Here is a 25,525-nt window from a genome sequence, read left to right as displayed (position 1 = left end):
GCTGATGGCGACGGAGGTGGATTTGAGACCTGGCTCCAATATGTCGACGGTTTCAAACTGCGCCATTTCTGCGGTTTTGAATTGCTCGATGACGCACGGGGCGCGGCCTGCCTCGAACAATACCAGCGAAAGCTCGTGGAGGCGGCGGTCGCCCAGGGTTTCGGCGTGATCAATGAGGGACTGCATTATCGGGCCAGTCGCGATTGGGGCACACTGATCGGCTATTCCCGTGAGGCACTGGAGGAGATCAATATTCGCGGCATCGAATTCTACCGCGCCATCGCCCGCGAATACCATTCCGCCGAAACGCCGATGATCGTCGGCGGGGCGATCGGACCACGCGGCGATGCCTATCAGACCGGCGTAATCATCGATGCCGCGTCCGTGCAAGATTATCACGCCGAGCAGATACTGACCCTGAAAAAGGCCGGTGCAGACATGATCACGGCGATGACGTTTTCGTCCGTCGAAGAGGCCATCGGCATTTCCAGGGCGGCGGCCTCCGTGGATATTCCGATCGCCGTGTCCTTCTTCGTTAAGGGTGGGGGACTGCTTTCGGGCGGCGAAACACTTGAGCAGGCGATTGAGGCGGTCGATGCCGCCACCGGTGCCGCGCCGGCTTACTACATGATCAACTGTACCCATCCCACCGAATTCGAGCCGGCCTTGACCGCCGGAAGCTGGGTGAAGCGCCTGGGCGGCTTCATGCCGAACGCGGTTGCGATGGAAACGCTGGAACTCTGCAAGCTCGGACATCTGGAAGACGGCGATCCCGAAGAACTTGGCGGCCAAATGGCGGAATTGGCGCGGCGCTTCCCGCATATCAATGTCTGGGGTGGCTGTTGCGGAACGGATGGCCGCCATATCGGCAGGATTGCCCATAGGGTCGGCCAGATTCGTTGCACCTGACGGATTGGCCGTTCCATCCAAGACAACATCGGCAATCGTCTTGCGACCGGGCTTGAGTATCGCGCCCCGTTAGAAGCCGTAGATGGCGATGATAACGGAAAACGCGATAACGATCAGGATGCCGATGAAAGTCATGGCGCTGGCGATGAGGGCGGCGGCGACCGGATGGACGTTGCGCCATGCAAGCGTTGCGGCAGCGATTGCGAGGACGGGCGATATCACGAAGTAGACCGGGGTAAATTTATCGTCGCCGTGGAAGTTGAGCCCTTGCTCAAGGGTGAAGGGGACGGTGGAAAGCCAGCCCAGCATCAGGCTCGCGGCGACGGTAAGGGTGGTGTCGCGAAGATCGCGCCGGGCGGCAAGCAAGAAAGCGATGACGGCGGCAGCGACCTGAAGCACGCCCATGGCCGCCTGGACCCACCCACCAAACCCGGACGCCTGGTTCGGTACGCCCATGAACACATAGGCCACGGACGACAGCCCGATATAGACCTGCAGCGCGGCCGTGAGGACGAGCAAGGGCCACGCGACCCGCGCAGCCAGGGTTGTGTTCTGTTGTTCACCGCCCGCCATGTTCAGCTCTGTGGAATTCGGGCCGCTCTGCCGGGAAAGGCATTGCTTCAGTCCGGAAATGTCACTCCGAACGACGACTTTGGCAATCCCCGGAAAAGCGATACGCTCACGCCCTAATCCGCGCGTTTGTCATTTCAAACACAGTATGCAACTTTCCCTCATGACCCTTCAAATCGCCATTCTACGCTGCCTTCTGGTTTCAGCCGCGTTCCTCTCCGGTACACAGTTCGCCTTCGCTGAAGACGGATGCGGTGGGCAGGCGGCTGCGATTATCCAGCGGGCCTATCCGGATGCAGTGAAAACGTCGGAGACTGGGTTCAGCTTCAATAATCTGGCGATCACTTTGCCGGCGGAGAGCGCCAGCGACGATCCGCATGCCATGATCTGCCGCATCTGGCCGGCGCATCCCGAAGTGATGCTGGTTGCGGTGCCGCTGATCGGGGCGCAATCGAATGATGGCAATGAGGGCGATCTTGAATTGCTGGTGCTCGATGCGGCGAGCCTCGATGTCCGGCAGCGTCTCTATCTAGCCGGTCGCATGGCGGATGATGCGGTGCGGATCACGAAGATTGCCTTCGACACGGCGCGTTACCGGCTGGCGCGGCAGCAGATGGCGTTCGGCCTGCGGATTTTCCAGCATGGCAGTTCCGGGCTCAATCCGTTCGGCGAGGTCGGGCTTTCGCTTTATACGATCGCGAATGGCAAACTCGTTTCTGTGCTTGCCGGCATCACCGTGAGTGACAATCACGGTGAGTGGGATACGAATTGCGCGGGAACCTTCGACGAAACGAGCCGGACGCTTTCGATGCAGTCCACCGCCCACAACGGCTATGCGGATATTCTGGTGTCGGAGACTTCCTCGACGACGGTCGCGAGCGTGGCGGCGAATGGCGAATGCGTGGAAAAGCGTGACGGTCCGAAAGAATCGACCATGCGCCTGACCTACAATGGTCGGGAATATGCCGTGCCCGATGACCTCAAATCCCTGGATTGAGCCGTAGCAAAGCGCCGCCGTCACCACCGTCGTTTTTGCGCAACGCTTCCCGAATTAATTCGGATTCAGCATTTGTTGGTAATTTTCCGTTAGCAATTGAAGACAATGGGGGCGGGGTGCGCCCGGATTTTGTTTTGCGTGCGGGTTCCAATGCGTTTTTCGGCTCTTTCAGCACTTCTTCTTGGCGGTATTGCCCTGGCTGGATGCACGTCCAGTTCCGGCCCGGAAAGCCTGTCTGCCGGGTTGCCTTCCAAGGAGGTTACAAGCTCGGTCGCAAGCGGCCCTGTGCCGGCAAATGATGTCGGCGCGATCATCGCCGCCGCCGAAAATGAAAGTCATCCGGAACAACTGGCCTGGGCGGGGCAGGTGCCGCAGCCGCAGGCCTTCGAATCCGTGACCACCGAGGCCATGACCGTTCCGGCCGAGCGCCCTGTCGCGCTGATGATGCCGGATAATCCGGAGGCGCAGCCGCGCACTCGCCGCGGTCGTGCGCAGATCTACAGCCGCCAGTTCCGTGATGCCCATCCGATCAACTTCGGCAAGGCTTCGCCGCGAAAGATGGCCGTGCATGGTGTCGATATTTCCCGCTGGCAGGGCGAGATCGACTGGGCAAGGCTGCGCACGCAGGGCGCCAACTTCGCCTATATCAAGGCGACCGATGGCGGCGACCATCTCGACCCGATGTTCAAGAAGAACTGGAAGCGGGCGAAGGACGCCGGCCTGAAGCGCGGCGCCTATCATTTCTTTTACTGGTGCCGCACCGCCGGTGAACAGGCCGAATGGTTCATCCGCAACGTGCCGCGCGATCCCGATGCGCTGCCGCCGGTGATCGATGTCGAATACAATGGAGAATCCAGCTGCCGCTTCCGCCTGTCGCGCGCCAAGACGCTCGAGAAGATGCAGGTCTTCATGGACAAGCTGGAGCGTCATTACGGCAAACGCCCGGTGATCTACACCGCGCCGGACTTCTATCGCGACAACCTGACGGGCGAATTCAAGAACCATCCGTTCTGGCTGCGCTCCGTCGCTGCCCATCCGTCGAAGGTCTATCCGGACCGCAAGTGGCTATTCTGGCAGTACTCCGGCTCCGGACTGTCGCATGGCGTCGAGGGCAAGATCGACCTGAATGTCTTCCATGGCAGCGAGGACGACTGGCACGATTGGGTTGCGCGGAATTGATCTGAACGGCCACCGGCCGCCTCATATCCTTGATACTGCAGTTTCACGCCGGGATCCCGGCGTGGATTTTTGCCGACGTCGCCATAAATCAAGGGTCGAGGAGCCGTATGTGAGGAGGAAAATCCATGCCGAAGAAGGTTGAAGCTGAAGACGCAAGTGGGCCGTCACCATCCGAGCGGATCGACGGGCGGATCGCCGAACTGACCGATTGGCGTGGCGCGACGCTTGCGAGGGTCCGTGATCTCATCAAGCAGGCGGATACTGATATTGTCGAGGAATGGAAATGGCGCGGCGTGCCCGTGTGGGAGCATGACGGCATTCTCTGCACCGGCGAAACCTACAAGGCCGTGGTCAAACTGACCTTTGCCAAGGGCGCCTCGCTGGAGGACCCCACCGGCCTGTTCAATTCCAGTCTTGAAGGCAATACGCGGCGGGCGATCGATCTGCGCGAGGGCGAGGAGATCGAACCGGCGGCATTTCAGGCGCTCATTCAGGCGGCGGTGGCGCTCAACGTGACGGCGCGATCGGCGAAGAAGAAGCCGAAGGCGAATTAAGGCAGCATATCAGCGGGTAGGAAACCGCCCGCCCATTGCCCGCGTCAGGTCATCGGCAGCGGCCCGTACCGCTGGGCCGAGCTCGGCGAGCGTCGCGTCCGGCAGGCGCACGGCCGGTCCCGAGATCGAAATTCCGGCGATCGCCTCGCCATATTCGTTGAAGATCGGCGCGGCGAGGCAGCGCATACCCAGCGTGTGCTCCTCGTCGTCGATCGACCATCTCCTTGCCCGGATGATTGCGAGGTCTGCCAATAGCTTCGGCAGGCTGTCGCGGGTCTTCTCCGTGAAGCGGGCAAGCGGGCGCGGCGACAATAGGCGCTCGATGTCGCCATCCGGCCAGGTCGAGAGAATGGCCTTGCCGATGCCCGACGCGTGGATCGGGCCACGGCGGCCAGGACGGAAGAAGGCACGCATCGGCGCATGGCTTTCGACCTGCGAGATGAACACGACATCGCCGCCATCCTCGATGCCGATATTGGCGGTTTCGCCGGAGCGTTCCATCAACTGCTTCAGGAAGGGACGGCTGATCGTGCCGAGCTTGCGGAAGCGCAGGAAGGCATTGCCGATCTCAAAAGCTTTAAGCCCGATGGTCCACGCACCGGTCTCGGCGTCATGGGTGACCATGCCGTGGCCGGCAAGCGAGGTGAGCAGGCGATGGACCGTGGATGGCGCCATGCCGGATTTATCGGAAAGTTCGGTCAGGACGGCGCCATCAGACGACGCCACGAGATCGAGCAGCGTCAGGCTGCGATCGAGAACCTGCACGGAGGACGGAACGGCATTTTCACCGGCCTTGCGGCCGCGCTTTCCGCGTTGGGTGTCCTGTTTAAGTGGCTGGTCGGGCATGGTGGGTCCGTGGTTTTCTTCGGCAATGACATTTCAAGTATCGATGAGCGCAGAGCGATCTTCCTCTTCTCCCCACCGGGGAGAAGGTGGCCCGGAGGGCCGGATGAGGGGGCCGAAGGCATCTTTGATATGGCTTCGGCGTAGCCGGAGCCGCCCTCATCGCCTCTTTTCACTCGGCACTTTTCCCCGCTGGGGAGAAGAGGAAGATCGCTTCCGCTATCGGAACTCCCTTTTACATCTATCAGCGTTGAAGTTCCTCTCCATTCATGTCCGATTCATTGAAAATGTTTATTTCCACATGATGGGAATGATTTCCATTTAGAAATTGCGCGGCCGGAAATTTGATCTACCCTGATCCTCACGACGATGGAGGATCAAGTCATGGCGAAAATGCGCGCGGTTGATGCGGCGGTTCTGGTTCTGGAGAGAGAAGGCGTGGATTGTGCCTTCGGTGTCCCTGGTGCTGCGATCAATCCCTTTTATTCGGCGCTGAAGGCGCGCGGTTCGGTGCGGCATATTCTGGCGCGGCATGTCGAGGGTGCTTCCCATATGGCCGAGGGGTACACCCGCGCCGAGCACGGAAATATCGGTGTCTGCATCGGCACATCAGGCCCGGCCGGTACAGACATGATCACCGGGCTTTATTCGGCCTCGGCGGATTCGATCCCGATCCTCTGCATCACCGGCCAGGCGCCCCGCGCCCGGCTCGACAAGGAGGATTTCCAGGCAGTCGATATCGCCAAGATCGCGGGGCCGCTGACCAAATGGGCCGTGACCGTCATGGAGCCGGCGCTGGTGCCGTTCGTCTTCCAGAAGGCGTTCCACCTGATGCGCTCAGGTCGGCCCGGTCCGGTGCTGATCGACCTGCCGGTCGATGTCCAGTTGGCCGAGATCGAGTTCGATATCGACACCTACGCCTCGCTCGAACCCTACAAGCCATCGGCCACGCGGGCTCAGGCCGAGAAGGCGATCGCCATGCTGAACGAGGCGGAGCGTCCGCTGATCGTCGCCGGCGGCGGCATCATCAATGCGGATGCATCCGATCTGCTCACAGAGTTTGCCGAGATCACCGGCATCCCGGTCATTCCGACGCTGATGGGCTGGGGCACGATCCCCGACGACCATCCGCTGATGGCCGGCATGTGCGGGCTGCAGACATCGCATCGCTACGGCAATGCCAACCTGCTCGCTTCCGACTTCGTGCTCGGTGTCGGCAACCGCTGGGCCAATCGGCACACCGGCAACGTTCCGACCTATACGGAAGGCCGGAAATTCGTCCATGTCGATATCGAACCGACCCAGATCGGCCGCGTCTTCGCACCGGATTTCGGCATTGTCTCGGATGCGGGGGCAGCGCTGAAGCTGTTCCTCGACGTTGCGACGGAATGGAAGACAGCGGGCAAGCTGAAGGACTGGTCGGGCTGGGCGGAAGAATGCCGCGAGCGCAAGCGGACCATGCTGCGCAAGACGCATTTCGACCAGACGCCGCTGAAGCCACAACGTGTTTACGAGGAAATGAACAAGGCGTTCGGCCGCGACACATGCTACGTCTCGACCATCGGCCTCAGCCAGATTGCCGGCGCGCAATTCCTGCATGTCTACAAGCCGCGCAACTGGATCAATTGCGGTCAAGCCGGCCCACTCGGCTGGACGCTACCCGCAGCGCTCGGCGTGCGCGCTGCCGATCCGGATCGTCCGATCGTGGCGCTGTCCGGCGACTATGACTTTCAGTTCATGATCGAGGAACTGGCCGTCGGCGCCCAGCACAAGCTGCCTTACCTTCATGTGGTCGTGAACAATTCCTATCTCGGCCTCATCCGTCAGGCGCAGCGCGGTTTTGCCATGGATTTCGAGGTGAGCCTTGCCTTCGACAACATCAATCACTCCGGCGATGCGGAGAAGGGTTATGGCGTCGATCATGTAGCGGTGGCCGAAGGGCTGGGTTGCAAGGCAATCCGGGTCCGCAGCCCGAACGAATTCCAAGAGGCTTTCTCAAGAGCCAAGGACCTGATGGACGAGCACCAGGTGCCCGTTGTCATCGAGTTCATTCTGGAGCGCGTCACCAACATTTCCATGGGCGCCGACATCAATTCGGTCGTCGAGTTCGAGGAGCTTGCCGAGCGCGGCGAGGATGCCCCGACGGCGATCATGGCGCTCATCGATTGAGTGAGAACAAGGAGGACATTTCATGCCCAAGTTTGCGGCAAACCTGACCATGCTCTTCAACGAATTGCCGTTTCTCGACCGGTTCGCGCTGGCCGCCAAGGCAGGCTTCGATGCCGTCGAGTATCTCTTCCCCTACGACTTCGACGCCAAGGCGCTAAAGGCGGCGCTGGAGGTCAATGGCCTCACCCAGATCCTGCACAACCTGCCGGCCGGCAACTGGGCCGGCGGCGAGCGCGGTATTGCCATCCTGCCGGACCGGGTCGACGAATTCCGCCGTGGTGTCGCCTCGGCTATCGATTACGCGACGACGCTTGGCTGCACGCAAATCAACTGCCTCTCCGGCATCGCGCCGGTCGGCGTTTCCGACAGCGTGCTGCGCGCCACCTTCGTCGCCAACCTGAAGCTGGCGGCGACGGAACTGGGTAAACACGGCATTCGGTTGCTGATCGAGCCCATCAACCGCTTCGATATTCCTGGCTTCTACCTCAACACGGTGGAACAGGCAGCCTCGATCATCGCCGAAGTCGGCAGCGACAACCTGTTCATCCAGTACGACCTCTACCACCAGCAGCGGACCGAGGGCGAGTTGGTCGCAACTTTCAAAAAGCACCAGGCGCAGATCGCCCATGTCCAGCTGGCCGATAATCCCGGACGCAACGAACCGGGCACCGGCGAGATCAACTATCCCTTCGTTTTCGAGGCGCTCGATGCGGCCGGATACGACGGCTGGATAGGCTGCGAATACAAGCCGCGCACGACGACATCCGAAGGACTGGGATGGCTTGCAGCCACCAGATCCGCCCGCAGTGCAGATATCATCAAGATCAGGAGCTAAGCATCATGGCCACAATCGGCTTTATCGGACTGGGTATCATGGGCACGCCGATGGCGCGCCACCTGCAGGATGCCGGCCACACCGTCGTTACCTCGAAATTCCATATCGCGCCGAAGCAGGAACTGCTCGATAACGGCCTGCAGTTTGCTGAAACGCCGAAGGCGCTGGCTGAGCAGGTGGACATCACCATCCTGATGCTGCCGGACACGCCGGATGTAAAGGACGTCCTGTTCGGCGAGAACGGCGTTGCCTCCGGCCTGTCCAAGGGTAAGCTGGTCATCGACATGAGCTCGATCTCGCCGATCGACACAAAGGAATTCGCCAAGACGGTTCGCGAAACGGGCGCCGAATACATGGACGCGCCGGTCTCGGGCGGCGAAGTCGGTGCGAAGAATGCGTCGCTGTCGATCATGGCAGGCGGCACCGAGGGGAGCTTCGACCGCGCGCTGCCACTGTTCCAGCTGATGGGCAAGAACATCACGCTGGTCGGCGATTGCGGAGATGGACAGGTGACCAAGGTCGCCAACCAGATCATCGTCGCGCTGACGATCGAGGCGGTTTCCGAGGCGCTGGTGTTCGCGTCGAAGGCCGGTGCGGATCCGGCCCGGGTTCGCGAGGCGCTGATGGGTGGCTTTGCCTCTTCGCGCATCCTAGAAGTCCACGGTGACCGGATGATCAAGCGCACCTTCGATCCGGGTTTCCGCATCTCGCTGCACCAGAAGGACCTGAACCTTGCATTGCAGGGTGCGAAGTCGCTCGGCATCTCGCTGCCGAACACGGCGGCGACACAGGAACTGTTCAACAACTGCGCCGCCAATGGCGACAGCGGTCTTGATCACTCGGGCCTCGTCAAGGCGCTGGAGCGCATGGCCAACCACGCGGTCGCCTGACGATCCGGGCGGGCGGTTGCGGGGAGGCAACCGCCCACTTCTTTTGTAAAATGAGGACGACAAGCATGGCCGTGATCGCCAACCCCAAGGCCTTTCTAGAGGCTCTGTTTCACACGGCCGTTGCTGCTGCCGATCCAGCCAAGGTGCTGGCTGCCAATCTGCCCGAAAAACCGAAAGGCCGCACCGTGGTCCTCGGCGCCGGCAAGGGCGCGGCCCAGATGGCGCAGGTATTCGAGAAACTATGGGACGGGCCGCTCTCCGGCGCCGTCGTCACGCGCTACGGTTATGCCGCACCCTGCGAGCGGATCGAGGTTTTGGAAGCTGCGCATCCGCTGCCGGACGAAAATGGTCTTACGGCCTCCCGGCGGTTGCTCAAGGAAGTGAGCGGCCTGACGGAAGAAGATCTGGTCGTGGCGCTGATCTGCGGCGGCGGTTCGGCACTCCTGCCATTGCCGGCAGGCGACCTGACACTGGATGACGAGGTCGCAGTCAACAAGGCTCTGCTCTCCTCCGGCGCGCCGATCAGTGCGATGAACGCGATCCGCAAGCATGTGTCCGGCATCAAGGGCGGAAGGCTGGCGGCAGCCGCCTGGCCGGCCAAAGTGGTCTCGCTTGTTGTATCCGATATTCCCGGCGACGACCCGGCGCTGGTGGCCTCGGGGCCGACCATTCCGGACAGGAGCACCCGCGAGGATGCCCTTCGCCTGATCGAACGCTATCGCCTGGACCTGCCGGAAAAGGTCATGGCCTTCATCCGCAGCGAGGCCTCCGCCGCACCCGATCCGTCCGATACCAAATTCCGGCGCAACGATATCCGCCTCGTCGCCTCCGCCGCCGTTTCACTGGAAGCAGCAGCCGAACGGGCAAGAGCAGCCGGGATCGAAGCTGTCATCCTGTCCGATGCGATGGAAGGCGAGGCGCGCGAAGTCGGCCGCATCCATGCGGCGATCGCCCGTGAAGTTGTTGCCCGCGACCAGCCGTTCCGCAAACCGGTGCTCATCCTGTCTGGCGGCGAGACGACGGTGACCATTCGAGGCAAGGGCAAGGGCGGGCGCAATACCGAATTCCTGCTGTCATTGGCGCTCGGGATAGATGGCGCTGGGGGCATCTCCGCGCTGGCGGCCGACACGGACGGCATTGACGGATCGGAGGACAATGCCGGTGCCTTTGCGAACAGTTCGACCATATCCCGGCTGGCTTCAGCCGGCATGGATGGGGCGGCATTTTTGGATCGAAACGACGCCTGGACTGCTTTCGATGCAATCGGCGACATCTTCAAACCCGGCCCGACCGGCACGAATGTCAACGATTTTCGGGCCATTCTGGTGCAGTGAGCCGTCCGCCGCTCCCCTTGCCGTGCCTGATAGCCAAGAAATTCCGGAACCAAATCGGCGCATGACCGGTTCCTTGCCCATGCGATCAATGGAACAGGGATGAAGGCGATGTTGAAATCATTGTCTGGCGATGTGTTCGGTATCGATGTCGATCCGCAACAGGGCGGCATGAGCCTCGCCGACTTCGAATGGCGCTACCGTGTCCTGATCATCTTTCCGGACGACGCCCATGTTGAGGCAACCCGGCAGGCGAGCATGCTGCTATCCGAGGCTGAGGGCTTGCGCGACCGGGACATCATCGTACTGGAAGTCGGACGCAACGAGGTCAAGGCGCTGTTCGGACCTGAATATGACCTCAACTGCTATGCCATCCGCTCCGATCTCGACGTGACCAATGGCTTCTTCGCCCTGAAGCTCGTCGGCAAGGACGGGACGGTAAAGTTCAGTTCGGATGAGGTTGTTTCCGCTAGTGAAATTTTCGCGTTAATCGACCAAATGCCGATGCGGCGGAAAGGCGTGCATCATTAAGGTATCGGCAGAGCTTGCTGTTTTCGCTCGAGCCAAATCCATCGTCTTCCGGATTGTAAGCCGTCTCGATCATCTCAATGAGTGCTGTATCGTTAACGATCCGGAGAAGCGGAAGGCTGCGCTGTGCGGACTTTAGGGTACCCACGCGCCACTCCTTCTCTCCATCCCAGAGCCACCACACATTCACGGTATTTGTAGCGGGGTCGCGGGCGCCGTTGCGGAATATAGGAAAAGGCTGTGCGTGTTGTGGCACAGGAAGATTATCGACGATCACGACAATCTGCTGGTTGACAGCCGATCCAAGCGGAAAAAAGATGAGGAATTGCGGCTCATCCAGAACAATTTCCGCCAAGTTTGAAGGTCAGACCGGATGAACTCCCTTGAAGACGCGGATCAAAGCACCGTACATCGCGTTCTTATGCGAATACTGGGCGTAAGCTAAGCCACCCTGTGTTACGATCTCCACCACATCGCCGATTTTTACCCGTTTTGCCATTCGTCCCTCCGCTGAATTTTCACCGTGGCAATTCTGCAATGCGAAGCCATTGGTCCATCCCACGCGCAGCTTCGCGTCCTGTCGCAAAACAGGCCGTCAGCAGATAGCCGCCCGTCGGGGCTTCCCAGTCAAGCATTTCGCCGGCGGCGAAGAAGCCGGGCAAAGCTTTCAGCATGAACTGTTCGTCGATCCCGTTGAGATGGATGCCTCCCGCTGAAGAAATCGCCTCGGCGATCGGGCGGGGGCGGACGATGGGGATGGGCAGGGACTTCAGGAGTTCGGCTAGCCGATCCGGATCAAGGCTGTTTGCCTCTGGGTGGACTTCGCGGACCAATGCGGCCTTGACGCCGTCGAGACCGGCGCCCTTGCGCAGGCGGGTGGAGAGGCTAGCTTTCCGGTCCTGACGCTGGAGGTCCTTGGCGAGGCGTTCGTGTGTTCGTCCGGGGACGAGATCGACCGACAAGGCAACCTTTCCATCGCGTGTCAGGGCGTCGCGCAAGGCGGCTGAATGTGCATAGACGAGGCTTCCCTCGATGCCATGTTTCGAGATCACGAATTCACCGGGGAAGGTACCGGCTTGCGAGGTCGTCGTGACCGACTTCAACGGCGCTCCGGCAAATCGGGCTCTGAAAATGTCGCTCCAACCGACATCGAAGCCGCAGTTGGCGGGCTGGAGAGGATTGATTGCTACGCCGCGATCCGCGAGCAACGGGACCCATGCGGCGTCCGATCCGAGACGCGGCCAGCTTGCGCCGCCGAGGGCAAGAAGGGTGGCATCGGGATGCATGGTCATGGCGCCATCCGACGTCTCGAATTTCAGGCCGCCCTCCGCGAATCCCATCCACCGGTACCGCGTCAGGAGCCGGACGCCCTGAGCCTCGAGCCGGCGTAACCACGCGCGCAACAGAGGCGAGGCTTTCATAGCTGTTGGAAAGACGCGACCAGATGTCCCGACGAAAGTTTCAGTGCGGAGTTCCGCCGCCCAAGCCCGCACGTCATCAGGCGTAAAAGCGTCAAGCGCCGGACGCAGCCGTTCCGTTGCCGACCCGAACCGCGTGGCAAACCGCGCATAATCCTCGGAATGGGTGATGTTGAGGCCGGATTTGCCGGCGAGCAGGAATTTGCGGCCGAAGGTCGGCATGCCGTCATAGACGGTGACCGCATGACCGTATGACGACAGGACCTCCGCCGCCATCAGGCCTGCCGGCCCACCGCCGATGATTGCGATCTGTTTTCCCGTCATGCTTCGTCCATCGTCGAATTCCGAGATTTTGTCTTGGAGCCTTGTGGAATTTCGCGCAAGCGAAATGACGGGCGGCGAAAGCCTTCGCGACCGCAAACAACCGGCTCGGCCTTCCGCATTTTACAAATCGTGCGCCCAAGCCTCTGTCGTGGTTCGGAAATTGTTGTGGGGGTATGATAGTCTCGCAAATCGGAGGTTGCCGGATGAAGAGGAGTTCGTCCGGCGGCAATGGAATAAGGGAGGAGGCCGCATGTATTCGGGAGGATTGCGCTTTGCCGTTGGCGATGACATCGAGGCCCTGCGTGAAAGCGTGCGCCGTTTTGCCAGTGAACGGATTGCGCCGCAGGCGGCCGATATCGACCGGACCAACAGTTTTCCCATGCCGCTCTGGCGGGAAATGGGCGACCTCGGCCTACTCGGCATCACGGCAGCGGAAGATTTTGGCGGTGCCGGTCTCGGTTATCTCGCCCATTGCGTGGCCATGGAGGAGATCAGTCGCGCCTCTGCCTCCGTTGCGCTCAGCTACGGTGCCCATTCCAATCTCTGCGTCAACCAGATCAGCCGCAATGGCTCCGAGGCGCAGAAGGCGCGATACCTCCCGAAACTGATTTCCGGCGAGCATGTCGGGGCGCTGGCCATGTCGGAGCCGACAGCCGGATCCGATGTCGTGTCGATGAAGCTCCGGGCCGACAAGCGCGGCGACCGCTATGTGCTCAACGGCAACAAGATGTGGATCACCAACGGGCCGGATGCGGATGTGCTGGTCGTCTATGCCAAGACCGATCCGCAGGGCGGGCCGCGTGGCATCACCGCCTTTCTGATCGAAAAGGGCTTTGCCGGATTTTCCACCGGCCAGAAGCTCGACAAGCTCGGCATGCGCGGCTCGAACACCTGCGAGCTGATCTTTGCCGATTGCGAGGTGCCAGAGGCAAACGTGCTTGGCGCGGTCGGCGGCGGCGTGCGCATCCTGATGTCCGGCCTCGATTATGAGCGCGTCGTGCTCTCAGCCGGGCCGCTGGGTATCATGGACGCTTGCCTCGACGTCGCTGTCCCCTATCTGCATGAGCGAAAGCAGTTCGGTCAGTCGATCGGCGAATTCCAGCTGATGCAGGGCAAGGTCGCGGACATGTATGTAACGCTGAATGCCGCCCGCGCCTATGTCTACGCCGTGGCCGCCGCATGCGACCGGGGAGAGACGACCCGCAAGGATGCGGCTGGTTGCATTCTCTATGCCGCCGAGAAGGCAACCGCGCTGGCGCTCGAGACGATCCAGGTTCTCGGCGGCAACGGCTATACCAACGACTACCCGGCCGGCCGTCTGCTGAGGGACGCTAAGCTTTACGAAATCGGCGCGGGGACGTCGGAAATACGGCGTATGCTGATCGGCCGGGAGATTTTTGCCGAAACGAGGTAGGCACGGATGCTGGACGGCGAAATATTTGGTCAATCGGGGAGGATGAATGACCGTTCTGAAATCGCAAATCTCGACATCTTCTGAAGCGTTCCGCGCCAATAGCGCGGCGATGGCGGAGCAGATGCGCGCGGTCGAGGACGCGGCGCTGCTGGCGGCCGGGGGCGGCGGTGAGGTTGCGAGGGAAAGGCATGTCAGCCGCGGCAAGATGCTGCCGCGCGATCGGGTGGCGCAACTGATCGATCCGGCGACGCCGTTCCTGGAGGTCGGACTGACGGCGGCACATGGTCTTTACAATAGTGAAGCGCCGGCGGCCGGGCTGATCACTGGGATCGGCCGCGTTTCGGGCCGCGACTGCATGATCGTCTGCAATGATGCGACTGTCAAAGGCGGCACCTATTATCCAATGACGGTGAAGAAACATCTGCGGGCGCAGGAGATCGCGGCGGAAAACAATCTGCCCTGCCTCTATCTCGTCGATTCCGGCGGCGCCAACCTGCCGAACCAGGACGAGGTCTTTCCGGATCGCGAGCATTTCGGCCGAATCTTCTACAATCAGGCCAACATGTCGGCTGCGGGCATTCCGCAGATCGCTGTCGTGATGGGCTCCTGCACAGCGGGCGGGGCCTATGTGCCGGCGATGTCGGATGAGGCCATCATCGTCGAGGGGCAGGGGACCATCTTCCTTGCCGGGCCGCCGCTGGTTCGCGCTGCGACCGGAGAGGTCGTGTCGTCGGAGGATCTCGGCGGCGGCGATGTGCATACACGGCTGTCCGGCGTAGCCGATCATCTGGCCCGTGACGATGCGCATGCCCTGGCGCTCGCTCGTCGCGCGGTCGCCAATCTCAACCGTCCGAGGATTACGACGGTCGAGCGGCAGCCGTCGGAAGAACCGGCTTACGATCCCGACGACATTCCCGGTATCGTGCCCGCTGACCTGCGCACGCCTTACGATATCCGCGAGGTGATCGCCCGCATCGTCGATGGCTCGCGGCTGGATGAATTCAAGGCCCGCTATGGCACCACGCTGGTCTGCGGTTTCGCCCATGTGCATGGCATCCCCGTCGGCATCATCGCCAACACTGGCGTGCTGTTTTCGGAATCGGCGCTGAAGGGTGCGCATTTCGTCGAACTGTGCTCGCAGCGCAAGATTCCGCTGGTTTTCCTGCAGAACATCACCGGCTTCATGGTGGGGCGGAAATACGAGACGGAGGGCATTGCCAAGCACGGCGCCAAGCTGGTGACGGCAGTGGCGACGACGAGCGTGCCGAAGATCACCATGCTGGTCGGCGGCTCCTTCGGCGCGGGCAATTACGGCATGGGCGGGCGGGCCTTTTCACCGCGCTTCCTCTGGACCTGGCCGAACAGCCGGATTTCCGTGATGGGCGGCGAGCAGGCGGCCGGTGTTTTGGCCACGGTGCGCGGCGAGGCGCTGAAGCGCGCCGGCACGCCCTGGAGCGAGGACGATGAGGCCAAGTTCAAGAAGCCGGTGCTCGACCTGTTCGAGACCCAGAGCCACCCGCTCTATGCTTCGGCACGGCTCTGGGACGACGGCATCATCGACCCGCGCAAAAGCCGTGACGTGCTGGCTCTCTCTCTGTCAGTAGCGCTCAATGCGCCGATCGGCGATACCCGTTTTGGCCTGTTCAGGATGTGAGGAGAAAGAGCATGAAACGCGATATGTTCAATGCCAAGAATGCCCCTCAACCACGCGGCGGCTATTCGCAAGCCGTGCGACTGGAGGAATTCAGCCGGGTTCTGTTCGTCAGCGGCCAGATCCCGACGGATACGGATGATACGCTGGCCTCGGGTTTCGAGGCACAGGCGCGACAGGTCTGGCACAATGTCGATGCGCAGTTGAAGGCGGCGGGAATGTCGAAGGCCGATATCGTCAAGGTCACGACCTATCTCGCCGATCGGCACCACACCATGGCAAACCGCGAAATTCGCAGCGAATATCTTGGTAGTCTGGCGCCGGCGATGACGGTGGTGATCGCCGGCATCTTCGACGAGGCCTGGCTGCTCGAAGTGGAAGTGATTGCCGCGCAATAACCGGGATAGCTGATGTTTTCGAAAATTCTCATTGCCAATCGCGGCGAGATCGCCTGCCGGATCATCCGCACGGCGCGACGGCTGGGCGTGCGCACGGTCGCCGTCTATTCCGATGCGGATGCGGCGGCGCTGCATGTCGAACTGGCAGACGAAGCATTCCGGATCGGCCATGCGGCGGCGAGTGAAAGCTACCTGTCGATCGACCGGATTCTCGCGGCGGCGGAGCGATCGGGCGCGCAGGCCATTCATCCCGGCTACGGCTTCCTGTCGGAAAATGCCGAGTTCGCTGAGGCCGTCGAGGCGGCAGGTCTTGTCTTTATCGGTCCGTCACCATCTGCCATTCGCGCCATGGGCCTGAAGGATGCGGCGAAGGCGCTGATGGAACAGTCGGGCGTGCCCGTCGTTCCCGGTTATCACGGGGACAATCAGGATACCGAATTTCTCGCAACCCAAGCCGACGAGATCGGCTATCCCGTGCTGATCAAGGCGCGGGCGGGCGGCGGCGGCAAGGGCATGCGGCGGGTCGATCAACCCTCGGATTTCGCCGCTTCGCTGGCAGCGGCGCAGCGGGAGGGTATGGCTGCCTTTGGTGACGGTACGGTGCTGATCGAAAAATACCTGCTGCAGCCGCGCCACATCGAAATTCAGGTGTTCGGCGATCGCCATGGCAATGTCGTGCATCTCTTCGAGCGGGACTGCTCGCTGCAGCGGCGGCACCAGAAGGTGATCGAGGAGGCACCGGCGCCGGGCATGACGGCGGAAATGCGCCGGGCGATGGGCGATGCGGCGGTGCGCGCAGCACGCGCCATCGACTATTGCGGCGCGGGCACGGTCGAGTTCATCGCCGATGTATCGAGCGGTCTCTGGCCGGACAAGTTTTTCTTCATGGAAATGAACACGCGTCTGCAGGTCGAGCATCCGGTAACGGAGGCGATCACCGGCGTCGATCTCGTGGAATGGCAATTGCGTGTGGCGAGCGGCGAGCCTTTGCCTATGAAACAGTCCGATCTTTCGATCGAGGGCTGGGCCTTCGAGGCGCGGGTCTATGCCGAGGATCCTGCGCGCAGCTTCCTTCCGTCGACGGGCACGCTCTCGCATCTGGCATTCCCAAGTAACGGTGTGCGAGTGGATTCCGGCGTGCGCCAGGGAGGCCGGGTCAGCACTTATTACGACCCGATGATCGCCAAGCTGATCGTGCACGGCCCGACCCGGACGGCTGCGCTCGCCCAACTGACGGCGGCGCTTGACGGCAGCCATATTGGTGGTGTCGCAAACAATCTGGATTTCCTCTCCCGCCTCAGCCGCCAGCAGGATTTTGCCTTCGGCTATCCCGACACCGGGCTGATCGACCGGGAGGTGGAAAACCTCACGATGGCCGAAACGCCGACCGATACGGTGATAGCGCTTGCCGCCGTCTTTTCCCTCAATGCCCTGAGCACACCGGAGGCTGGCGATCCGTGGACGTCGCTCGGCCATTGGCAGCTCTGGGGACAGGCGACACGAACAACGGTGCTGGACCGGGCGGGCGATCATCATGTCATCCGCGTCGCAGCGCGCGGCCACGACCTATTTGCTGTCCATGTCGGCGGCCGCGTCATTCCCGTTCGGATTGGCAGCCGGTTCGAGGGTGGCTGCCATGCCGAGGTTGAAGGTCGGCAGGCACGGGTCGAGGTGCTGGAACGGCTGCACGGACTGACATTGATCGTCGATGGGAAGACCCATGATTTCCATCTGCCGGATCCGCTCGACGCGATCGCAGCAGCGGAAGCCGGCAGTGATCGTCTCGTGGCGCCGATGCCGGGATTGATCAAGCTGGTGCGGGTTCGCGAGGGCGATACGGTTGCCAAGGGCGACGCGCTGATCGTCATGGAGGCGATGAAGATGGAACTGACCCTGTCGGCGACGCGAGACGGCATCGTCGAAAGCCTTTATGTGGCCGAAGGCGACCAGACCAGCGAAGGTACGGTGCTGCTTGCGTTGAAGACCGAGAGCGCATGATGGCGGTGGGCAAGGGTTCGAACCGAGTTTCGATTGTCGAGATGGCGCCGCGCGACGGGTTGCAGAACGAGGCGGCGCTGATCGATACGAAAGACAAGATCAGGCTGGTCGACATGCTGTCCGGCTGCGGTTTCGATCGCATCGAGGTGACCAGTTTCGTCAGTCCGAAATGGGTGCCGCAACTCGCCGATGCCGCCGAGGTCATGGCCGGTATCAGCCGCAGGGACGGGGTTCACTACGCCGTGCTGACACCCAATCTCAAGGGGTTCGAGGCGGCACTGACGGCGGGCGCGGACGAGGTGGCGATCTTCGCCTCGGCGTCGGAAAGCTTTTCGTGGCACAATATCAACTGCTCGATCGACGAGAGCGTCGAGCGGTTTCGCCCGGTTGCGGAGGCTGCCGCGGCGCAGGGTATTCCCATGCGCGGCTATGTCAGTTGCGTCGTCGAATGCCCCTATGAAGGCGCGATCGAACCGGCGAGCACGGCCAGCGTTGCCGACCGCCTTCTGGCGCTCGGCTGCTTCGAGATCAGCCTCGGCGACACGATCGGCCGGGGCAGGCCGGAGGCGATCGATGCGATGCTGGCACGCGTGCTCGACACCATTCCTGCCGATCGGCTTGCCGGCCATTTCCACGATACGGCCGGTCGGGCGCTGGAGAATATCGGCGTTGCCCTGAAACGCGGCATAAGGGTGTTCGATGCCTCCGTTGGCGGGCTCGGCGGTTGCCCCTATGCACCCGGCGCGAAGGGCAATGTCGATACGCTCGCGGTTGACCGATACCTGACCGCGTTAGGGTTCGAGACCGGGCTGTCGCAGCAGGCCCTCGAGGAGGCATCGGCCTTTGCCCGCAGCTTGAGGAGCACGCCGTGACCTTCGAAACGATCCGGTTGGCAACCGACACGCGCGGCGTGGCACGCCTGACGCTGGCTCGCCCGGACAAGCACAATGCGCTTTCGGCGGCGATGATCGAGGAACTGACGACCGTGGCCAGACAACTCGGTGCTGACCCTGCCATCCGCGTGGTGGTCCTAGCCGGGGAGGGGGCAAGCTTTTGCGCTGGCGGCGATCTCGGCTGGATGAAGGCGCAGGTCGATTCCGACCGGGCGACGCGGATTGCGGGCGCACGACGCCTGGCGCAGATGTTCCAGGCCCTGAACAGCATTTCCAAGCCGGTCATCGCCTCTGTCCATGGCAACGCGTTCGGCGGCGGCATCGGTCTTCTCACTATTGCCGACGTGGCCATTGCCGCCGATACCGCAAAATTCGGGCTGACGGAGACGCGGCTCGGCCTCATCCCGGCGACCATCAGCCCCTATGTCGTGGCGCGGATCGGTGAGGCACAGGCACGGCCGTTGTTCATGTCAGCCAAGATTATCAACGCGCGGGAAGCGCAGGCGGCGGGGCTCCTGGCACAGGTCGTGCCGGCGGACAGCCTGGATGCGGCGGTCGAGTCGGAAATACAGCCCTATCTACAGGTCGCCCCCGGCGCCGCCGCCGCATCGAAAGCCCTTGCCCGGTCACTTGGCATGCCCATTACCGGCGACGTCATCGAGGCGACGATCGAGCGACTGGCCGACACGTGGGAAACGGAGGAGGCGCGGGAGGGCATCTCGGCCTTCCTCGAAAAGCGAAAGCCATGGTGGCAAAATCCCGCCTGACGGCATCCCTGCTTGAAATGCGCATGATTTGATCTTATTTTGACAATGTAACTATCAAAAGTCGATTGGATCATGCCATGACAGCCTTGAGCTTCGATATGACCGCAAGCAGATTCGGTGATGGACAGTCGCCGTTCCTGTCAGCGTCGCGCGTTTCGGAACAGCTCGGCGTCACCCTGTCTGAACTTGCCCGCCTGATCGGCGTCGCGCGCAACACGCTGACGGCGAAATCAGGCGCGCGCAAGGTCGACAGCGCACTGAGCCAGGTCGTCCGTATCCTTGCCATGGCCAGCGAAATGGCCGGCGACCAGAACCGCGCGACGATCTGGTTCAAGCACCAGCCCATTCCCGGCTGGGCCGGAAAGACGGCTTATGATCTGGTGAGCGAGGGCAAATCGGACAAGGTACTCGCCTATCTCGAGGCGGTACGATCCGGCGTCTATGCCTGACAAGACCACCAAGTCGATGCAGCTTTGGCGCGCCTTCGTTCCGAAATGGGCGTTTGCACCCCTGTCGGGCGAGGGCGCGTCGCGCTTCGGCGGTCGCTGGAATCCCGTGGGTTCCCCGACGATCTATGCCGCCCGTGAGCTTTCCACCGCCTGGGCCGAATACAATCAGGGCTTCGTCCAGCATCCAGCGCTGATCGCCCAACTTGAACTCAAAGGCGCGGCGCTGGCGGACCTGACCGATGCCGATGTGCTTGCGGATCTCGGCTGCGTTGCCGAGATTCATCAATGCGAATGGCGCATGCAACTGGACAAGGGCGAAGTACCGGAAACCCATCACCTGCGCTTGCGGCTGATCGAGCTCGGTTTCGACGGTGTAGTCTATCCGTCCTTCATGTCTCCCGGTGGCTCGTGTGTTGCACTCTGGCGCTGGAACGCGCCCGGCACGCCGCGTCTAGACGTCGTCGATCCGGATGGACGACTGCCGAAGACCTCCGCATCCTGGCTCTGAATCGCTTCCTACTCGGACAAGACATGCCAGCGGCATTTTCGTTTGACAGAGTTTTACAGGTCTCTATTAGTTCGGTAATAGAACGAATTAATCCGAGGTGGCTGTGAGCGAAACCCTGCGTCTCTCCCGAAAGTTCTCTCAACGCGCGGTGATGGAAGCGATCGTCCAGAACGGGCCCATTTCGCGGGCATCGATCGCCAAGCAAACCGGTCTCTCCAAACAGACGATTTCCGAGATCGTCCGGCAACTGGAAGAGGATGAGTGGGTGCGCGAAACCGGACGCACCAGCGGCCATGTCGGTCGTAGCGCCGTCACCTATGAACTTGTTCCGGATGCCGCCTATATCGCCGCCGTCGATCTCGGCGGCACCAAGATCCGCCTTGCGATCACCGACCTTGCCTGTCAGGTCTTTGCCGAGGAGGTCGCCTCGACCGACCGGCGTGGCGGCCAGTTCGTCGTGGACCAGATAGCCGAACTGTGCCGCCGGGCGGCTGAGCAACTCGGCATTGCGCGCGACCGCATCCGCATCGCCGTTATTGGCGCGCCGGGCGCACCCGACAGCGCAACCGGCCGGATCCTGATGGCACCCAATATCGCCGATTTCGACACGATGAACGTGGCTGCGGCCTTCGAGGAGGCGCTGGGCATGGCGGTCATCCTGGAAAACGACGTCAATCTCGCGGTTCTCGGCGAAAATTGGCTTGGTCAGGGGCAGGGCATCGACAATCTTGCCTTCATCGCCGTCGGCACTGGCATTGGCGGTGGATTGATGGTCGGCGGTCAACTGGTGCGCGGCGCGACGAATGCGGCCGGCGAACTCGGTTTCCTGCCGTTCGGCGCCGATCCTTTCGAGCCGGAATCCCTGCGAACCGGCGCTTTCGAGCGTGTTGCCGCGTCGATCGCCATCGTGGAAAGCTACCGCGCTGCCTGTGGCGAGACCGTGCCGGTTCCCGTGATTTTCGAACGGGCGGCGGCCGGCGACCGGCATGCCTCGGAAACACTGGACGAAACGGCGAAATATCTCGCTAGAGGCATCAGTGCGATCGCGGCGATTGCCAATCCGCAGAAGGTGATCATGGGCGGGTCGATCGGGCTGCGCCCGGAACTGATCGACCGGGTGCGCGCTTTCCTCCCCTTGTGTTTTCCTTATCCGATCGAGATCGAGGCGAGCCAGCTCGGCCCGCGCGCCGCCATCGTCGGCGCCGCCGCGATCGGGCTTGGTCATCTGCACAATGCGCTGTTCGGCGCCGATGCACCCGACGGCCGAATGTCACTGCCGCCCGCGGAGACGGTCAGCTTTAACGGGATGGGCAGATAAGTTGGCGCCTGTCGTCGAGCAGCACCGAAATCTGTAGCATCCGTGATGGGTTAGCTCGAGATAGCCGCTGGCGGGATTACTGGAAGACAGGGCTATCCCCGAATTCGGCCAGTAGTCACACAGCGATATCAAATATATTGATATGCTTATATTAAAGCCTTGCGAAAATTGTACCAATAACAATCAGATAAGGTTGAACTTTACCATTTGTAAAACGATCGAGAGATTTTTTTACAGTTCTATATGCTTTCTTTCGCGAGGAAGCGTTTGACCGATGCCCCGGATTGGTGTGTTACTATCACTTGAAGTTGAATGCTTGGGGGCAAGCGTGAGCGGCAAGCGAATAATCGAGCGGCCAATCTGCGATCGGATCGGACAGGCGGAGGGCCTGGCGGAAATCGAACGGCTGCTCTCTGATCCGCATTTCCAGTCCCCCGAACGAAATCGAAATTTCCTCCGCTTTGTCGCCACCAGATATTTTGAAGGTCAGGAAGAGGCGATCAAAGCCTATACAATTGCGGTCGATGTCTTCGGTCGCCCAGCCAATTTCGACCCTTCCACCGACCCGATCGTGCGCATCGAAGCGACCCGCCTGCGTGCCGCGCTAACGCAATACTATGATTCACACGGACACCAGACCGATATCCGCATCGACCTTCCCCGGGGGCGTTATGTGCCGGTTTTCACGCGGGTCACGCGGCACGAAACGAACGACGAACCGGACGAGGAAGCGATTTGCCCCCTCCGCACCGCCGACGCAGATTTGCCGTCTCCGTCGTCGCCCGCTAAAGCCCGGCAGAACTCGATTATCTCCAGCGTGGGACTCGCTTTGGCCTGGCTGCTCGCCGGGGGCTGTATCGCCTCATATATTCTGACGAATGGCTTCGGTACCTGGGGACAGGGCAGTGTAACCCAAAAGCCCTTGGTATCCGTCCTCATGGATAGCAGCAACAACGCGGAAGCAGGCGATATCCGGAATTATCTGATCGTCGCCATGTCACAGTTCCAGACGGTTCGCCTGACATCAGTCGCGGGCGCTTCCACATCCTGGACATTGGGAGAGTGGACGGATTCCACGCTGACCTCGTCACTACGGGGCAGGGCGCCGCCGCAAAGCTACCGGGTCGTTGTCAAATATGAGGCGGTTGCCCAGGAACGCCTCATCTGGTGGCAGGTCGAGAATGCTGCCAGCGGAGAAGCGTTGATGTCCGGGGTGGAGCGGCAGAGCAAGGGCGCGGCGGATATCACGGCCAAAAATTGGGATCTGGCAAACAAGCTGGCGCGCACGCTAGCCGGCACCAGAGGCGTCATCAACAATATCGAGACGCTACGCGATCTGAATGCTCCGTCGCTCGGCAATGGCTGCATTCTCAGGGCCAGGGCAGCGCTCGGGCAGGGCAATGCACAGGAGATCGCAGAGACGCGCGGCTGCCTGGAACAAACTCTGGCGATCACACCGAATGATGCAGGAGCAAAAGCTGAACTGGCGATCGTCTTGCTGACGATTGATTCCCCGGATGCACGCACCGAGCTTTCCGAGCGCGCCGACAAGCTCGCCAACGAAGCCGTGTCGCTTGCTCCGTTCTCTGACCGTGCCCGATATGCGCTGATGATCAGCCAATTCCAGATCGGCCGGGTTCAGGCGGCAATTGAAACCGGTTATGCCGGGATGGAGTTGAACGCCAATGGCAGTGATATTCCGGCTCGCCTCGGCCTCTATCTCTTCACGATCGGGCGATGGGAAGAGGGCAACGGCCTCGCATTGCGAGCTGCACGCATGGAAAACACCGCGCTCCCAGACGTCCTGCTGACGCGCGCATTGAGCGCTTATCGACTCGGACGGTTCGAAGACGCACTCGCTTTGTCTCTACAACTCGGCCCATCAAAAACCTTTCTGCCCATGGTCGTCGAGGCCGCGGCAGCCGGGCAGTTGGGCAAGACAGTGGACTTCCCTGAAGCCGTGAAAATGGCAGCCGGCAATCCGGGTTTCGCTGATGCCTTTCGAAACAGCATGACCGCCCGGCAATTCGCGCCGAAGATGACGGATCTGCTGCTTGCTGGATTGAAGAAGGGGCCTCATTCCAACACCGCCTCACCCTGACTAGGCGCTCCGGGCCGCAAATGATCTGCCTTGGAACGAGCCGCGAACACTTTAATAAAGCTGGCTAATCCTGTGCCGGACGCTATTCTCCGATCCGGCAATTTCGCTGGATCAGTCGAGGGCGGGTTATGTCAGAAGCACAATGGAACGGGGTGAAGATTCCGGATCTGGACGGAAAGGCCGTCCTCATAACCGGAGCATCAACGGGGATCGGCGCAGCACTCGCGCGTGCCTTCGCGGCCCAGGGGGCGATTGTCGCAATTCACTACAATGCAAGCGAACAACCCGCTGCAGATTTGCTGACGGAAATCACCGGAGCGGGCGGCAAGGGTATTCTCGTGCAGGGCGACGTTTCTGCCGATGGCGTCACGGAACAGGTAGTAGAGGAGGCCGCGTCCCATTTTGGCCGGCTGGATGGCCTGATCAACAACGCTGGCGGCATGCTCGGCCGTGTCGCGACCTCGGAAATGAGCGACGCCCACTACGAGCGCGTCATGGATCTCAATGCCCGCTCCGTCCTTGCGGCAACCCGCGCAGCGCATCCCTGGCTGAAGAAGCAGGGCGGCTTCATCATCAATACGACGTCGATCGCGGCCCGCAATGGCGGCGGTAATGGTGCGATCCTTTACGCAGCCTCTAAGGGATTCGTTTCAACCATCACGCGCGGCCATGCCAAGGAATTTGCCGGGGATAATATCCGTGTCAACGCGGTCGCGCCGGGGATCATCTCCACACCGTTCCATGATCGCTATACCAGCCCGGAAATGCTGGAAACGCAACGTAAGACCGTTCCGCTGGGCCGCGTCGGCACGCCGGAGGAATGTGTCGGAACCTATCTGTTCCTCGCTTCGCCGACGCTCTCCGGCTACATCACGGGCCAGGTCATCGAGGTCAATGGCGGCCAACTGATGCCCTGAGCTGACGTCCGCGACCGTCATCCGGACAATCATCGAAACGGCCCGCGGACCCACGCGGCCGTTTTTCCATATCTTGACGACCGCGTCGTGCTCGGACTAAGTCAATCGTGACGGTTCCCCGATGGATGACTTCGAGGGGATTAATAGGGAACACGGTGCGGAAGACCCAACAGGGACCAAGACCGTGGCTGCCCCCGCAACTGTAAGCGGATTGCCGATCGCCGATGTGACGCCTTTGAAAGCGTCGTGCCACTGCCGGACCTTAAGAGGTCAGGCGGGAAGGCAGCGAGAGACAGATATCCGCGAGCCAGGAGACCTGCCGTCGAAAGCAATATCCACGAACCCGGGCGGGGTTGCCCGGAACAGGAGCCCAAATGACCACTTTCGATCGCCGTACTAGGCACACGTCCCTGATTCCTTCTCGAGCGGAACGCTTCGCCCGCATTTAGGCAACTGGAAGACCTGCGTCTTTGCAACTTGAGCCGGTGCGCCCGGCCGAGCGCACCGCGCTACACGGTCTTTTCTTTTTGCCGATTTTCCCGACCCCGAAGCACGCCCGATTCC

General features: G+C 61.4%; 24 protein-coding genes and 1 riboswitch. Of the genes, 20 read left to right on the top strand and 4 right to left on the bottom strand.

What is annotated here, in order from left to right; translation table 11 throughout:
• Window positions 1-81 precede the first annotated feature (81 nt).
• On the top strand, window positions 82-909 hold the full coding sequence (locus tag ASG68_RS11505; RefSeq protein ID WP_062578203.1) for a homocysteine S-methyltransferase family protein: 828 nt from the start codon (window positions 82-84) through the stop codon (window positions 907-909).
• Between the two features lie 69 nt (window positions 910-978).
• On the opposite strand, the gene ASG68_RS11500 is transcribed toward ASG68_RS11505, so the two are convergent.
• On the bottom strand, window positions 979-1,482 hold the full coding sequence (locus ASG68_RS11500; protein WP_062578201.1) for a hypothetical protein: 504 nt from the start codon (window positions 1,480-1,482) through the stop codon (window positions 979-981).
• Between the two features lie 160 nt (window positions 1,483-1,642).
• Here ASG68_RS11500 and ASG68_RS11495 point away from each other — a divergent pair, with 160 nt between their 5' ends.
• From ASG68_RS11495 to ASG68_RS11485, 3 genes are all read left to right on the top strand, one after another.
• Window positions 1,643-2,476 (top strand): hypothetical protein, encoded by an 834-nt coding sequence (locus ASG68_RS11495; RefSeq protein ID WP_062603982.1) that lies wholly within the window; start codon window positions 1,643-1,645, stop codon window positions 2,474-2,476.
• A 150-nt stretch (window positions 2,477-2,626) separates the two neighbouring features.
• Window positions 2,627-3,655 (top strand): GH25 family lysozyme, encoded by a 1,029-nt coding sequence (locus ASG68_RS11490; protein WP_062578197.1) that lies wholly within the window; start codon window positions 2,627-2,629, stop codon window positions 3,653-3,655.
• Between the two features lie 125 nt (window positions 3,656-3,780).
• Window positions 3,781-4,209: a DUF1801 domain-containing protein gene (locus tag ASG68_RS11485; RefSeq protein ID WP_062578195.1), complete on the top strand. Its 429-nt coding sequence runs from the start codon at window positions 3,781-3,783 to the stop codon at window positions 4,207-4,209.
• A gap of 9 nt (window positions 4,210-4,218) precedes the next feature.
• Here ASG68_RS11485 and ASG68_RS11480 read toward each other — a convergent pair whose 3' ends face one another.
• The gene (locus tag ASG68_RS11480) at window positions 4,219-5,055 is read right to left on the bottom strand and encodes an IclR family transcriptional regulator (protein WP_062578194.1); all 837 of its coding nucleotides are present in this window, start codon (window positions 5,053-5,055) and stop codon (window positions 4,219-4,221) included.
• A gap of 381 nt (window positions 5,056-5,436) precedes the next feature.
• Between ASG68_RS11480 and gcl the strand changes: the two genes are divergently transcribed.
• The 5 genes from gcl to ASG68_RS11455 all read left to right on the top strand — a co-directional run bounded on the left by gcl (window position 5,437) and on the right by ASG68_RS11455 (window position 10,808).
• A complete protein-coding gene (gcl, locus tag ASG68_RS11475; RefSeq protein WP_062578332.1) occupies window positions 5,437-7,221 on the top strand; it encodes a glyoxylate carboligase in 1,785 nt (594 codons plus the stop codon).
• A 22-nt stretch (window positions 7,222-7,243) separates the two neighbouring features.
• Window positions 7,244-8,056, top strand: coding sequence for a hydroxypyruvate isomerase (gene hyi / locus ASG68_RS11470; protein WP_062578192.1), 813 nt, complete (start codon window positions 7,244-7,246; stop codon window positions 8,054-8,056).
• A gap of 5 nt (window positions 8,057-8,061) precedes the next feature.
• Window positions 8,062-8,946 (top strand): 2-hydroxy-3-oxopropionate reductase, encoded by an 885-nt coding sequence (locus ASG68_RS11465; protein WP_062578190.1) that lies wholly within the window; start codon window positions 8,062-8,064, stop codon window positions 8,944-8,946.
• 65 nt (window positions 8,947-9,011) lie between these two features.
• Window positions 9,012-10,280: a glycerate kinase gene (locus ASG68_RS11460; protein ID WP_062578188.1), complete on the top strand. Its 1,269-nt coding sequence runs from the start codon at window positions 9,012-9,014 to the stop codon at window positions 10,278-10,280.
• Between the two features lie 108 nt (window positions 10,281-10,388).
• Window positions 10,389-10,808, top strand: coding sequence for a DUF4174 domain-containing protein (locus ASG68_RS11455; RefSeq protein WP_162243612.1), 420 nt, complete (start codon window positions 10,389-10,391; stop codon window positions 10,806-10,808).
• Between the two features lie 361 nt (window positions 10,809-11,169).
• Here ASG68_RS11455 and ASG68_RS32760 read toward each other — a convergent pair whose 3' ends face one another.
• Together ASG68_RS32760 and ASG68_RS11450 are read right to left on the bottom strand one after the other, a co-directional pair.
• Window positions 11,170-11,304 carry a hypothetical protein gene (locus ASG68_RS32760; RefSeq protein WP_274534215.1) on the bottom strand — a complete coding sequence of 45 codons (135 nt, stop codon included), beginning with the start codon at window positions 11,302-11,304 and terminating at the stop codon, window positions 11,170-11,172.
• 19 nt (window positions 11,305-11,323) lie between these two features.
• Entirely contained in the window at window positions 11,324-12,547 is a 1,224-nt protein-coding gene (locus tag ASG68_RS11450) for a TIGR03862 family flavoprotein (protein ID WP_062578330.1), read from the bottom strand.
• A 250-nt stretch (window positions 12,548-12,797) separates the two neighbouring features.
• Between ASG68_RS11450 and ASG68_RS11445 the strand changes: the two genes are divergently transcribed.
• The 11 genes from ASG68_RS11445 to ASG68_RS11395 all read left to right on the top strand — a co-directional run bounded on the left by ASG68_RS11445 (window position 12,798) and on the right by ASG68_RS11395 (window position 24,961).
• Window positions 12,798-13,961, top strand: coding sequence for an isovaleryl-CoA dehydrogenase (locus ASG68_RS11445; protein WP_062578183.1), 1,164 nt, complete (start codon window positions 12,798-12,800; stop codon window positions 13,959-13,961).
• Window positions 13,962-14,007: 46 nt separating this feature from the next.
• Entirely contained in the window at window positions 14,008-15,615 is a 1,608-nt protein-coding gene (locus ASG68_RS11440; RefSeq protein ID WP_062609733.1) for a carboxyl transferase domain-containing protein, read from the top strand.
• An 11-nt stretch (window positions 15,616-15,626) separates the two neighbouring features.
• Window positions 15,627-16,010, top strand: a complete 384-nt coding sequence (locus tag ASG68_RS11435; protein WP_062578180.1) for a RidA family protein — start codon at window positions 15,627-15,629, stop codon at window positions 16,008-16,010.
• A 12-nt stretch (window positions 16,011-16,022) separates the two neighbouring features.
• Window positions 16,023-18,008: an acetyl/propionyl/methylcrotonyl-CoA carboxylase subunit alpha gene (locus ASG68_RS11430; protein WP_062578179.1), complete on the top strand. Its 1,986-nt coding sequence runs from the start codon at window positions 16,023-16,025 to the stop codon at window positions 18,006-18,008.
• Window positions 18,008-18,880 carry a hydroxymethylglutaryl-CoA lyase gene (locus ASG68_RS11425; protein WP_062578328.1) on the top strand — a complete coding sequence of 291 codons (873 nt, stop codon included), beginning with the start codon at window positions 18,008-18,010 and terminating at the stop codon, window positions 18,878-18,880. Before ASG68_RS11430 ends, ASG68_RS11425 begins: the two co-directional genes overlap by 1 nt.
• Window positions 18,877-19,668 (top strand): crotonase/enoyl-CoA hydratase family protein, encoded by a 792-nt coding sequence (locus ASG68_RS11420; RefSeq protein ID WP_062609731.1) that lies wholly within the window; start codon window positions 18,877-18,879, stop codon window positions 19,666-19,668. The genes ASG68_RS11425 and ASG68_RS11420 overlap by 4 nt, the downstream gene beginning before the upstream one ends.
• A 77-nt stretch (window positions 19,669-19,745) precedes the next feature.
• On the top strand, window positions 19,746-20,117 hold the full coding sequence (locus ASG68_RS11415; RefSeq protein ID WP_062578326.1) for an antitoxin Xre/MbcA/ParS toxin-binding domain-containing protein: 372 nt from the start codon (window positions 19,746-19,748) through the stop codon (window positions 20,115-20,117).
• The gene (locus ASG68_RS11410; protein WP_062578175.1) at window positions 20,110-20,625 is read left to right on the top strand and encodes an RES family NAD+ phosphorylase; all 516 of its coding nucleotides are present in this window, start codon (window positions 20,110-20,112) and stop codon (window positions 20,623-20,625) included. The genes ASG68_RS11415 and ASG68_RS11410 overlap by 8 nt, the downstream gene beginning before the upstream one ends.
• A 103-nt stretch (window positions 20,626-20,728) precedes the next feature.
• A complete protein-coding gene (locus ASG68_RS11405) occupies window positions 20,729-21,943 on the top strand; it encodes an ROK family transcriptional regulator (RefSeq protein ID WP_062578173.1) in 1,215 nt (404 codons plus the stop codon).
• A 274-nt stretch (window positions 21,944-22,217) separates the two neighbouring features.
• A complete protein-coding gene (locus ASG68_RS11400) occupies window positions 22,218-24,044 on the top strand; it encodes a tetratricopeptide repeat protein (protein WP_156384864.1) in 1,827 nt (608 codons plus the stop codon).
• A 128-nt stretch (window positions 24,045-24,172) separates the two neighbouring features.
• Window positions 24,173-24,961, top strand: a complete 789-nt coding sequence (locus ASG68_RS11395; protein ID WP_062578169.1) for an SDR family NAD(P)-dependent oxidoreductase — start codon at window positions 24,173-24,175, stop codon at window positions 24,959-24,961.
• Between the two features lie 94 nt (window positions 24,962-25,055).
• Window positions 25,056-25,300, top strand: a riboswitch (cobalamin riboswitch).
• Window positions 25,301-25,525 lie beyond the last annotated feature (225 nt).

It is taken from the genome of Rhizobium sp. Leaf453 (assembly GCF_001425605.1).
Lineage (GTDB): Bacteria > Pseudomonadota > Alphaproteobacteria > Rhizobiales > Rhizobiaceae > Pararhizobium.
Note: the sequence above shows the minus strand (reverse complement) of the source record. Positions and strands in the feature narration are given on the sequence as shown.